Genomic DNA, 11,787 nt, shown 5'->3' on the forward strand with positions numbered 1-11,787 from the left:
GTTTTCTTTTGTTCTACGCATGTTCACGTTTTGTGTCAATGATCTTGTAGGGACTCAGATCGGAAGGAACATCACTTCGTCTCCGGCCAGGCGTGCCGGGTCATTGGGTTGCCGAACCAAAAGCGCGTTTGCTTCGGCAAGCACGCTGAGCAGCGAACTGTCCTGGTTTTGGCAGGCTTTAATTCCATCACCAGTCACGATAGCGCGCATGTAATGCTCGCGCGGCCCATTCGCTGGGATAGCCTCAGTTAAATTGGCGCTTTGAAGCGGGGTCAGAACCTGTTCCAGGCCCAGCATCTTACGGATCATCGGGGCAAGAAACAGATAGCTGCAAACCATTGCGCTGACCGGATTACCCGGAAGTCCAACCATCACGCTATCGCCCAAGCGACCGGCCATCAGCGGTTTGCCGGGGCGCATGCGGATTTTGTAAAAACTCCGCTCCAACCCCAGTGCGGTGGTGACCTGAGAGACAAGATCATAATCCCCAACCGAGGCACCGCCGATCGTAACCACCAAATCAACGTCGGCTGCTAGGGCAAAGGCGGTCTCGAGGGACGAAACCGTGTCAGAGGCGATGGGCAGAACCCGCACATGCGCTCCAACATCCTCTAGCAAGGCTTTGATACCAAAGGTGTTTGAGGCGATTATCTGATCCGGTCCCGGTGTTTCGCCGGGCATGATCAATTCATCCCCGGTTGCGATCAGCGCGACCACGGGTTTACGTGCAACCGGCACCATGGGGATATTCATCGCCGCCAAAAGCGCCAGATCCTCGGGGCGCAAACGGCGTGGGGCCGACATCTTGGCGCCAATTTCGAAATCGACGCCTTTTGGACGAATGTTGGATTTAGGGCCCGGCAGATCAGAAATGGTGATTAGGTCACCTCGGCGATCAACATCCTCTTGAATGACAACAAAATCTGCACCTTCAGGAATAGGGGCGCCAGTGAAGATCCGAACCGCCTGTCCGGGTCCAACCTGACCGTCAAATCGCCGACCGGCCGCAGCCTCGCCAATGACTTTGAACATGGCGTGCAGCTCGACCTCGGTCGACTTTACCGCGTAGCCATCCATAGAAGACGAAGCGAATGGCGGCTGATCGCGTGTGGCTGCTACATTCTCGGCCAGTACTCTACCCGCCGCATCCATCAAGGGAGCCGTCTCCGAGGGGAGGGTGTTTACAAGATCGAATAGCTGCGCCCGGGCGCTTTCAACGGTTATCATTTCGCCTCGTAACGGCCTGACTTACCACCATCTTTTAGCAAGACGCGAATGCCGCTAATTTCCATTGCCTTATCGACGGCTTTGGCCATGTCGTATATGGTCAGTGCGGCAGTTGAGGCCGCAGTCAGCGCCTCCATTTCCACGCCGGTTTGACCAGATGTCTTGACGGTTGCTTGTACCTGTATGCCGGGTAATTCTGGGTCCAGTGTCAGGTCTACGGTAACTTTGGTCACTGGCAGTGGGTGACATAGCGGGATCAGATCGGGTGTCTTCTTTGCCCCCATGATTCCGGCCAGACGTGCCACCCCCAAGACGTCACCTTTTTTAGCGCGACCTTCTGCGATCAAGTCGAACGTATCTTGTGCCATCGTGATACGAGCCGCTGCGACGGCGACACGATCCGTGATGGGCTTGTTCGACACATCGACCATATGAGCCTGTCCCTGGGCATCGAAGTGAGTCAGCGGCATCACATCACACCCGGGCTGAGCGGACGCGACAGCAGATCGTGTGTCGCTGCTGCGACGTCTTCCTGACGCATCAGGCTCTCGCCAATTAGAAAACAACGCGCACCGTAACGGGCGATATCGGCCAAGTCTGCTGGTGTGCTCAACCCGCTTTCGCAAACGATGGTCCGGTCAGCGGGAACTAGTTTTGACAGGCGGCGTGTCGTATCAAGAGTGGTCTCGAAGGTCTTGAGATTACGGTTGTTTATCCCAATCAACGGGCTTTTGAGCTGCGTTGCTCGTTCCAGCTCGGCTTCATCATGAACTTCAATCAGAACGTCCATGCCCCAGTCAAAGGCGGTCTGTTCCAACTCAGCCGCCTGGCTGTCATCAACCGATGCCATGATGATCAAAATACAATCCGCCCCAAGAGCGCGGGCTTCGGCCACCTGATAGGGATCGTACATGAAATCTTTGCGTAGAACCGGCAAAGAACAGGCTGCGCGTGCCTGAACCAGAAACTCTTTGGCACCCTGAAAGCTGGGCGTGTCGGTCAACACGGAAAGGCAGGCAGCGCCGCCTTCTTCGTAAGCTTGTGCAAGTGCTGGTGGATCAAAGTCAGCGCGGATCAGACCTTTGGAGGGGCTGGCTTTTTTGACTTCTGCAATCAGCCCGTACCCGCTACGTACAGCCATTTGCAACGCCGATGCGAATCCGCGCGGTTCAGAGGCTGATCTTGCTTCGTTTTCAACAGCTTCCAGAGACTTATTGGCCTTGTCCGAAGCGACCTCTTCGAGCTTGTAAGCTTTGATTTTGTCCAGAACCGTTTCGGTCATGCGGCCTCCTGAGTAATGCGGGCCAGGGCCGCGATCTTGTCTTTGGCTTTTCCGCTGTCGATACTTTCAGCGGCTTTTGCGACACCTTCGCGCAGATCAGCAGCGGCCTCTGCGACGACCAGGGCTGCTGCGGCATTCAACAATACTGCATCGCGATAGGCGGAGGCCTCACCGTCTAGAAGAGCTCGGAAGGCTACTGCGTTTTCCTCGGGGGTTCCGCCGAGAATGTCCTCGAAGGGATGTACCGGCAGCCCTGCATCTTCTGGGTGAAGCTCGACCTCTTTAATTGTGCCGTCTTCGAGGGCCGCAATCCAACTGATACCCGTGATGGTCAATTCGTCTGTGCCGTCCGATCCGTGCACCAGCCATGCGCGTTCGGACCCAAGCAGGCCCAACGTTTCGGCCATCGGGCGGATCAACTCTCGGCTAAAGGCTCCGGTCAACTGCCGCTTGACGCCTGCCGGATTGGTCAGCGGACCGAGAATGTTAAAGATCGTCCGTGTCCCGAGCTCTTGCCGGGTGGGCATGACATGCGCAATCGCCGGGTGATGCATGGGGGCCATCATGAATCCGATGCCGACATCTTGCAGTGCATTTTCAACGGTTTGCGGGCCGACCATAACGTTGATACCCAGCTGACCTAGCGCATCTGCGGCTCCGGATTTAGAACTCAGGTTCCGGTTGCCGTGTTTGGCCACGGTGACACCGGCACCCGCAACCACAAAGGCGGTCGCTGTCGAGATATTCAGCGTTCCCTTGCCGTCACCGCCGGTGCCTACGATATCCATCGCGCCAGCTGGTGCCTGAACTGCATTGCATTTTGCACGCATCACGGCAGCGGCGGCGGCATATTCATCGACGGTCTCACCGCGTGTGCGCATAGCCATCAAAAGCCCGCCGATCTGGCTGGGTGTTGCGGCGCCGTCAAACAGGATCCCAAAGGCTTCTTCCGCTTCGGCGCGTGTCAGGGGGCGGTCGGCGGCAACTCCGATCAGCGGTTTCAGGGCGTCGCTCATGCGGGAACTTTCATCTCGGACAGGAAATTCTTGAGCAACGCGTGGCCGTGCTCGGAAGCGATGGATTCCGGGTGGAACTGTACGCCATGAATGGGCAGTTCGCGGTGCTGGAGGCCCATTATGGTGCCATCTTCCAATTCCGCCGTAATCTCCAGGCAATCGGGCAGGGTATCGCGATCCACAATCAGCGAATGATAGCGCGTCGCCTCAAACGGCGTGGGCAGGCCCGCGAACACACCTTTACCGGTGTGGTGCATTGTTCCCATTTTTCCATGCACAATCTCATGGCAACGCGTGACTTTCCCACCGAAAACCTGACCTATGGTCTGATGGCCAAGGCAGACACCCAACAAAGGCGTCCGTGTTTCGGCGGCTGCCTCGGTCAGGGCAAGGCAAATGCCTGCCCGGTCAGGGTCGCAAGGGCCAGGGCTGAGCAGGATGCCAGCGGGGTTCATGGCCATCGCTTCTTGCACGTCCAGCGCGTCATTCCTTCGAATGACCATTTCCGAGCCAAGTTCGCCTAAATAATGTACCAGGTTGTAGGTAAATGAGTCGTAGTTGTCGATCAGCAGCAGCATTTGGCTCTTGTCTCGTGTTGGGCATTTCGGGCTGGCGATGCAACCCAAGGCCACGGTATAGTGTTGGCACATACATGCTCAGGCTTGTGGGGCAGCGTCAAGGGTGCATCCCGAACTTGGCGGTCCAGCAGGCAGGTGCCACAACAGATGGTGCAAGGGCAAGGCAGCAGGACTAAGGCGAGAGGCAAATATTATGGGCGGATTTGTCGGCGGAATGATCGCAGGCGCAGTTGTCGTTGTGGTGCTGGGGGCAGTCTTATCGCTCAACGCGCCGCTGTCGAAAAAGCCGTCCATAGCGACAGTCGCACCAGAACCTGCACCAGTGCAGACGTCGGAGAGCTCCGAGGTTGTCGCTGAGGCGGGTGCAGATGCCAATCTGCTCAAACTCCCTGCGCAGACGCCCGAGAATGAAGTCGAAGAAGAGGATTCTCTGGCCGGTTTATCCGAAGCTGAGAACGCCCCGGACAGCCAGCCGGTAGTGAATGACGTAAGCGTTCCGGTCGAAGCGCCAACACCGAGCGAGGCGGATTCCGTAAGCATCTCGAGTGAGGCCCCTGTCGTTCCGCGAATGCCTGTCCCCGTTCAGCCTGCGCCGCTTGCCGACCTCAGCCCAGATGCCGCAGAAGATGCCCCTGAGCCACCGGCTGATCAGGTTGCTCTTGCCGAGCCCTTGCCCGAAGTCTCGCCTTCGGAATCAATCGAGCTGGAGGTGAATCCGGAGGATAACCCAATCGCAGTGGAAGGGGACGAGGACACGCTGCCCAGTCAGCCGCTACCGCGTATCGCCTCAGTTCCGCAGATCGGCGCAGAGGACAACTCGTCGGGAAATACCACTATCGGGCGTCGTGTAGTGCCTTTGACTGAACGAGATGATGAAACAGCCCAAGATCCGCAGGAAGAGGTTCCTGTAGGTAAACCGATCGAGGCCTTCGCAGAGAAGTTTGACAATCCGGATTCCAAACCCCTCATGTCGATCATTCTGATTGACGATGAAGGTGCATATGGCGCCGAGGCGCTTCAGGATTTCCCATATCCGCTTACGTTTGCGGTGCGCCCATCAGACCCCGATGCAGCTGAGAAAATGGCTCGACATCGGGCGGCCGGGTTCGAAGTGATGGTCACTGCTGACCTGCCCAAGGCGGCCAGCGCACAGGATGCTGAAGTATCGCTTTCGGTGTGGCTTGAAGCGTTGCCCGAAACGGTAGGAATTCTTGAAGGTGATGGATCCGGCATCCAGGGTAACCGGAAACTGGCGGATCAGGTCGCCGCCATCGCCGGTGGAACGGGTCGAGGACTGATCACTCAGGATAACGGGCTCAACACGGTACAGAAGTTGGCCTCCCGTAATGGAATTCCGTCTGCGGTAATCTTCAGAGATATCGACGGCGCGCGGCAGGATGCAAAAATCATGCGACGTTTCCTGGACCAGGCTGCGTTCCGGGCCGGGCAGGAGGGCACTGTTGTCATGTTGGGCCGGTTGCGCCCGGATACCATATCCGCCTTGCTGCTTTGGGGTCTGGAAGATCGCGGAGGCCGCGTAGCAATGGCGCCTATTTCGGCGGTGATGATGCAAGGGGCACAATAAGCCCGATCACATCCTTCCCCGAAACAGGCAGCCCAGACGGGCTGCCTTTATCAATTCTTGCCGGACAGCGTAAATCGGGCCGCGTCAGCCGCAGCGCGTCTGATCGCGTTGGACTTGTGGACGGTTTCCATGAATTCAGCCTCTGGATCGCTATCATACACAACGCCACCACCGGCCTGAATATATAGCTTTTGATCCTGAACGATGGCCGTTCGCAGGGCGATACACATGTCCATGTCTCCGCCGGCGCTGAAATAGCCGACGCCGCCGCCGTAGACACCGCGTTTTTCCGGCTCAAGCTCATCAATGATTTCCATGGCTCGTACCTTGGGCGCGCCCGAGACCGTCCCCGCAGGCATTCCCGCAAAAAAGGCGTCCAGCGCATCCTTACCCTCGGCCAGCTCACCCACAACGTTTGAAACGATGTGCATAACATGGCTGTACCGTTCAATGATGAACTCTTCGGTCGGGCGCACCGTTCCGATCTTTGAAACCCGCCCGGTGTCATTGCGGCCTAGATCCAACAGCATCAGATGTTCGGCCAGTTCTTTCTTGTCGGCCAGCAATTCTATTTCGTAAGCCTTGTCCTCTTCCGGGGTCGCTCCACGTGGACGCGTCCCGGCGATGGGTCGTATGGTGACTTCATTGCCAAACACGCGCACCAGGATTTCCGGGCTGGCGCCGATCACCTGAAACCCGCCAAAGTTAAAATAGAACATGAAGGGCGACGGGTTTGTTCGCCGCAGCGACCGGTACAGCGCAAATGGAGGCAGCGGGAAATCCTGCGTCCAGCGCTGCGCTGGCACTACCTGAAAGATATCACCAGCGCGGATGTATTCCTTGGCCTTCTCGACCGCTTCCAGATAGCCGGATTTGGTAAAATTCGAGACGGGCGGGGCGACTTCGTACGCATCGCCAAGGTCGCGTGTTTCAGCAGGCATCGCCCGCTCCAGATCGCGCACTGCGTCCATAACGCGCTCGGCTGCCTGGGCATATGCAGCCTTGGCCGACTGGCCATCGCTGACCCAGGCGGGGGAAACGACCGTGACTTCGCCCTTCACACCATCCAGAACCGCGACGACAGAAGGGCGCAGCATGACGGCATCCGGCAGGCCTAGAGGGTCGGGGTTGATGTTCGGCAGATGCTCGACCAAGCGCACCATGTCATAACCGAGATAGCCAAATAGTCCCGCCGCAGCTTGTGGAAGGTCGTCAGGCAGCTCGATCCGGCTTTCGGCCAGAAGCGTCCGAAGGTTGTCCATCGGATCGCCATCCTGCGCCGTGAAAGCGTCCGGGTCGAACCGGGCCGAGCGGTTCAGTTCCGAGGTCTCAGCGCGACAGCGCCAGATCAGGTCGGGTTTCATACCGATGATCGAATACCGTCCGCGGACCTCGCCACCAGTCACCGACTCGAGCATAAAGGCGTCTTTTTGCGCTCCGGTCAGTTTCAGCATCAAGGAGACAGGCGTATCAAGATCGGCTGCCAGACGGGTGTAAACGACCTGGTTTTCGCCGGCCTCATAGGCGCGGGCGAAGCTGTCAAACTCTGGGGTCAGGGCCATATTCGGTCTCTTAATTAATAGCTCGCCTGAACGGCGTTCAGTGCTTGCTGATCCACCACAGGACGGGCGCGGGCCTGGGCGTCGCGAACATAGGCATCGAAAATGTTCTGTGCCAGAGCCTGATTCAGCTGAGCGGCAAGCGCTTGTTGAACCTGACGGCGTTCATCGGTCTCGGCAGGGGGCAACAATTCGTCAAGTCGAACGATCAACGCGACCCCGGCACCGGGAACGACACGATAGCTTCCTAGTTCCATGTCGAACACTTCCGGCATGAAACCTGCGGGTACATCTTCTAGAAATGCAGTTCGTGTCAGAGCGTTTTCCACGCGGTGAGGTAGGCCGGTCGTGCTGAAATCCCCGTTCTCCTGCAACTGCTCCAACACGGCATTCGCGTGGTCTTCCAACGCTTTGTCAGTTTGAACCTGTGTCCAGGCCGCCGCAACGCGATCACGCGCTGATTCCAGCGGTTCAGGCCGACGAGGCAGCGTTTCGTTCAGGCGCAGCGCAAAGATCGAACCGTCCTCAAGGAATGCAATCTCGGGAAAATCTCCGTCTTGCACGGCTTCGGCTGCACTGCGGAAACCGTCATATGCGGCCACGCCATCCTGACTGGCGCGAGTCCAGTCGATCTGTCCCAGCTCCATCCCAGTCTCGGCTGCCAACTCCTCAAGTGTTGCCCCGCCTGCAAGCAGGTCATTGATGTCTTCGGACTGAGCCTCGATCTGGCGGCGCGCACGGTCTGCGGCCAACTCTTCGCGCAGAGCTGGGGCGGCGTCTTCGAAGGGCGTGTTGTTCTCAGCCAGCGAGCCGTTGATACGGAAAAGGGCAGGGCCGAATACCGAGGGCAGAGGTCCTACAACAGTGTCCAGTTCAGCCGCGAAAATGGCCTCGGCCGCATCGCCTAGGTCGTCGCGGGTAACGTCGCCCAGATCCACGTCGCTCAGCTCAAGCTCACGGTCACGGACAAGTTGTTCGAAGGTTGTCCCGCCAACTTCAATCTGTGCCATGGCATCTTGCGCAGCGGCGTCATCAGAAAAAGAAAGGCGTTCAACAAGGCGGCGCTCGGATTGCTGAAACTCGTCTGCGCGCTGTTCGAAAAGCCGGAGAACTGAATCTTCGTCCACCTCGACACTATCCAGCAGCATATTGGGCGACAGAATCGTATAGGTCAGCTTTTTGGTGCGGGGCAGGGAAAACTGGTCCTGGTTCTCGTCGTAATAGGCCTGGATTTGTTCATCGGTTGGGGTTGCAACCGGCTCTGCCAAAGCTTCGGGTGAAACGGTTGCAACAGTAAAGCTGCGGCGGGCACCGACAAAGTCTGTCAGAACTTCAGTCAGGATCGAGGGCATTTCTACTCCGCTGACCACGGCATCCTGCACGATGGTCCGTGCGGATTCTTTCCTCAGATCGGTTTCAAACTCGGTGTCGGTCATGCCAACCTGTTCAAGCTGAAAGCGATATGCCTCACGGTCGAAAGAACCATCAGGCCCCTGAAACGCAGGGATCGAGACGATTTCTTCCTGCAAATTTTCATCGCCGATCGAAATACCCAGCAGACCAACTTCGTTATCCAGAGCCGCCAGCGCGGTGAGGCGCGACAGAGCCAGCTGGTCCAAGCCAAAATCGCGGGCCTGTGACATTTGCAGGGGCTGGCCGGTCTGGCTTTCGACCGCGCGGATTTCTCGCTGAAGTTCGCGGACGTAATCGTCAATCGAGATATCTTCGTTGCCCACCTGCGCCACAGTGTGCACAGTTCCAGTCAGGCTGGTCGCGCCAAATCCTGCAAGGCCCAGCATCAAAAGACCCATGAGGATCCAGACAAAGGTCTTTGATAGATTTTTCATGCCTGCGGCCATGGTGCCCTCTTGTTTTATTCGGCAAGTATTTGCCCTGTCGGTTGCGGCCCTGAATACGACGCGCACCGCCGGGGGGCAAGCTTAGAAGGAGAGAGCGTGCAGGCGGTCAAACAATTCCGTAATTCCGTTGCGATCAAGATTGGCAAATGCGATGCGGACTTGTCGTTTCCCGGCCGGGTCGTGATCGGGCATGAACATCGTGCCTGGCAGCAACAGAATGCTGGCATCCGTAACCAGCCGACGGGCCAAATCATCCGAAGAGATGTCAAACGGGTGTTCGAAATAGGCAAAATAGGCGCCCAACCCAAGCAACCGCCATCCTTTACTGGTCAGTTTGGGAAGTTGTCTTGTAATGACAGCGCGACGGTCGAGGATTTCCCTTCGTTCATCGGCCAGCCATTGCGACAGGTTTTGCATCCCCCAAAACGCACCAAACTGACCGATTTGGTTTGGACAGATCGCGACGGTATCCAGAAATTTCTCAATCTCAGACAGCAGCGACGGACTGGTCGCAACAGCACCTACTCGGTGACCGGTCAGACGGTAGGCCTTTGAAAACGAATATAGATGAATCAGAGTGTCATCCCAGCCCGGCTGAGCGAACAGATCGTGGGGCGGGCCGCTGCGGCTGTCGAAATCGCGGTAGGTCTCATCAACCAAAAGCTTAATTCCGGTTTCGCGCGACAGTTCGAAAAACGCGCGCAGCAGCTCAGCCGGGTATTCGACACCGCCGGGATTGTTCGGGGTGACCAGAGCAATGGCGCGGGTCTTATCCGTTATCAAATCCCGCGCCGCGTTCACCTCTGGCAACAGTCCATCATCAGTTCTCAGATCAATGGCGTTAACACCTGTCATATCCAGCCACATTTTATGGTTGAAATACCACGGCGTGGGCAGAATGACCTCATCCCCTTGGTCTGTGATGGAGGAAATCGCAGCGGCGAAGGCCTGATTGCAGCCAGAAGTAATGGCAACCTGTTCCTGTGCGACAGGTGCGCCGTAATGACCCGAAATCTGGCTGGCAAGCTCAGACCTGAGGGCGCTGTTGCCCAGAACCGGGCCATAGAGATGAGCGGAATCCTCGGTCGACGCATAAGCCGCCATCGCCTGACGCATCTCAAGTGGAGGCGGATCGACGGGGGCCGCCTGACTTACGTTTATCAAGGGCCGCTCTTCAGGGAAGGTCACGCCTTCGATCCACCGGCGCGCCTCCATGACTGGGGGCGGAAAGGTGGCGGCAGTGCGTGTCCGGGTCATCTCAGCGCCCCAGTCAGTTGCTGCGCTTGGGCCGGATCAATCCGTGCCCCGGTAGGGTTCGACATATTGCAAAGCCATATCCCACGGGAAGAAAATCCAGGTGTCCTGGCTGACTTCGGTGATGAAAGTGTCAACCATCGGGCGGCCTTTCGGCTTGGCATAAACCGTCGCGAAATGCGCCTTGGGATACATCGCCCGTACCAGTTCCAGAGTTTTGCCACTGTCGACCAGATCGTCGACGATCAGGATTCCGGTGCCGTCGCCCATGAGGTCAGCGTCGGGCGCTTTGAGCACTTCGGCTTCGCCTTGATCCTGATGATGGTAGGAGCGCACGCTGATCGTGTCGACTGTGCGAATGTCCAGCTCGCGGCTGACAATCATCGCCGGTGCCATGCCGCCACGGGTAATGGCAACGACGCCACGCCAGGCTCCATCATCCGGACCTTGCCCATCCAGCCGCCAAGCGAGCGCTCGGGAATCGCGGTGAATCTGATCCCAGCTGATGTGAAAGCCTTTTTCGTGGGGCAGGCGGTCCTTGGCACTCATGATTCAACCCTTCTCAACGTCTGGAGCATCAACGGCTTTCATACCGACGATGTGGTATCCCGAATCCACATGCAAGTTCTCACCAGTGACACCGCCGCTTAGATCGGAAAGCAGATAAAGCGCCGAGTTGCCAACATCGTCGATGGTCACATTGCGGCGCAGGGGTGAGTTATACTCGTTCCACTTCATGATATAGCGGAAGTCGCCGATACCGCTGGCGGCCAGCGTCTTGATCGGCCCGGCCGAGATTGCATTCACACGAATGCCGTCCTTGCCTAAATCCTCGGCCAGATATTTGACCGATGCTTCCAGCGCGGCTTTGGCAACGCCCATGACATTATAATGCGGCATCACCTGTTCGGCGCCGTAATAGGTCAGGGTGATGGCGCTACCGCCTTCGGTCATCATCTTTTCGGCACGCTGCATCACGGCGGTAAAGGAATAAACCGACACGTCCATCGTGAGGTTGAAATTCGCCCGCGACGTATCAACGTAGCGCCCGCGTAGCTCATTCTTGTCTGAAAAACCGATTGCGTGGACAACAAAGTCCAGCTTTCCCCATTTCTCGGACAGCGCATCGAACAAACCGTCGATCGAGGCTTCATCGCTGACATCGCAAGGCAGGACGATCTCACTGCCCAGCTGTGCCGCCAGAGGGTCAACGCGCTTTTTCAAGGCATCCCCTTGATATGAGAATGCTAACTCGGCCCCGGCCTCGGACAAGGCGCGGGCGATTCCCCATGCGATTGATTTGTCATTGGCCAGTCCCATGATGAGGCCGCGCTTTCCGGCCATCAACTGATTTGACATGTTCGGTTCTCCGCCTGTCTTCGCGTTATGTTGCGTTGGTTTATGCCATTGGCTGGTCTGCTTCAAGG

Annotated in this window: 11 protein-coding genes; 1 reads left to right on the plus strand and 10 read right to left on the minus strand. The window is 57.5% G+C overall.

What is annotated here, in order from left to right:
* Positions 1-54: 54 nt before the first annotated feature.
* The 5 genes from AC2FH0_RS02375 to AC2FH0_RS02395 are packed head-to-tail and all read right to left on the minus strand — an operon-like array spanning position 55 to position 4,103.
* Positions 55-1,227 carry a molybdopterin molybdotransferase MoeA gene (locus tag AC2FH0_RS02375; protein ID WP_496788460.1) on the minus strand — a complete coding sequence of 391 codons (1,173 nt, stop codon included), beginning with the start codon at positions 1,225-1,227 and terminating at the stop codon, positions 55-57.
* Positions 1,224-1,697 (minus strand): cyclic pyranopterin monophosphate synthase MoaC, encoded by a 474-nt coding sequence (moaC, locus tag AC2FH0_RS02380; RefSeq protein WP_496708489.1) that lies wholly within the window; start codon positions 1,695-1,697, stop codon positions 1,224-1,226. The genes AC2FH0_RS02375 and moaC overlap by 4 nt, the downstream gene beginning before the upstream one ends.
* Positions 1,697-2,509, minus strand: a complete 813-nt coding sequence (gene trpC / locus AC2FH0_RS02385) for an indole-3-glycerol phosphate synthase TrpC (RefSeq protein ID WP_282021215.1) — start codon at positions 2,507-2,509, stop codon at positions 1,697-1,699. Before trpC ends, moaC begins: the two co-directional genes overlap by 1 nt.
* The gene (gene trpD / locus AC2FH0_RS02390; protein ID WP_496708488.1) at positions 2,506-3,525 is read right to left on the minus strand and encodes an anthranilate phosphoribosyltransferase; all 1,020 of its coding nucleotides are present in this window, start codon (positions 3,523-3,525) and stop codon (positions 2,506-2,508) included. Before trpD ends, trpC begins: the two co-directional genes overlap by 4 nt.
* Positions 3,522-4,103, minus strand: coding sequence for an anthranilate synthase component II (locus AC2FH0_RS02395; protein WP_142633613.1), 582 nt, complete (start codon positions 4,101-4,103; stop codon positions 3,522-3,524). The genes trpD and AC2FH0_RS02395 overlap by 4 nt, the downstream gene beginning before the upstream one ends.
* A gap of 193 nt (positions 4,104-4,296) precedes the next feature.
* On the opposite strand from AC2FH0_RS02395, the gene AC2FH0_RS02400 reads away from it, so the two are divergent.
* On the plus strand, positions 4,297-5,688 hold the full coding sequence (locus AC2FH0_RS02400) for a divergent polysaccharide deacetylase family protein (RefSeq protein WP_496788462.1): 1,392 nt from the start codon (positions 4,297-4,299) through the stop codon (positions 5,686-5,688).
* 50 nt (positions 5,689-5,738) lie between these two features.
* Here AC2FH0_RS02400 and trpE read toward each other — a convergent pair whose 3' ends face one another.
* From trpE to fabI, 5 genes are all read right to left on the minus strand, one after another.
* Positions 5,739-7,250 (minus strand): anthranilate synthase component I, encoded by a 1,512-nt coding sequence (trpE, locus tag AC2FH0_RS02405; protein WP_142633617.1) that lies wholly within the window; start codon positions 7,248-7,250, stop codon positions 5,739-5,741.
* 14 nt (positions 7,251-7,264) lie between these two features.
* Positions 7,265-9,106 carry a peptidylprolyl isomerase gene (locus tag AC2FH0_RS02410; protein ID WP_496788464.1) on the minus strand — a complete coding sequence of 614 codons (1,842 nt, stop codon included), beginning with the start codon at positions 9,104-9,106 and terminating at the stop codon, positions 7,265-7,267.
* Positions 9,107-9,187: 81 nt separating this feature from the next.
* On the minus strand, positions 9,188-10,363 hold the full coding sequence (locus AC2FH0_RS02415; protein ID WP_496788465.1) for an aminotransferase: 1,176 nt from the start codon (positions 10,361-10,363) through the stop codon (positions 9,188-9,190).
* Between the two features lie 36 nt (positions 10,364-10,399).
* A complete protein-coding gene (gene gpt, locus AC2FH0_RS02420) occupies positions 10,400-10,909 on the minus strand; it encodes a xanthine phosphoribosyltransferase (protein ID WP_496688181.1) in 510 nt (169 codons plus the stop codon).
* 3 nt (positions 10,910-10,912) lie between these two features.
* Positions 10,913-11,719 carry an enoyl-ACP reductase FabI gene (fabI, locus tag AC2FH0_RS02425; protein ID WP_142633624.1) on the minus strand — a complete coding sequence of 269 codons (807 nt, stop codon included), beginning with the start codon at positions 11,717-11,719 and terminating at the stop codon, positions 10,913-10,915.
* Positions 11,720-11,787 lie beyond the last annotated feature (68 nt).

It is taken from the genome of Ruegeria sp. CDSC051 (assembly GCF_059610665.1).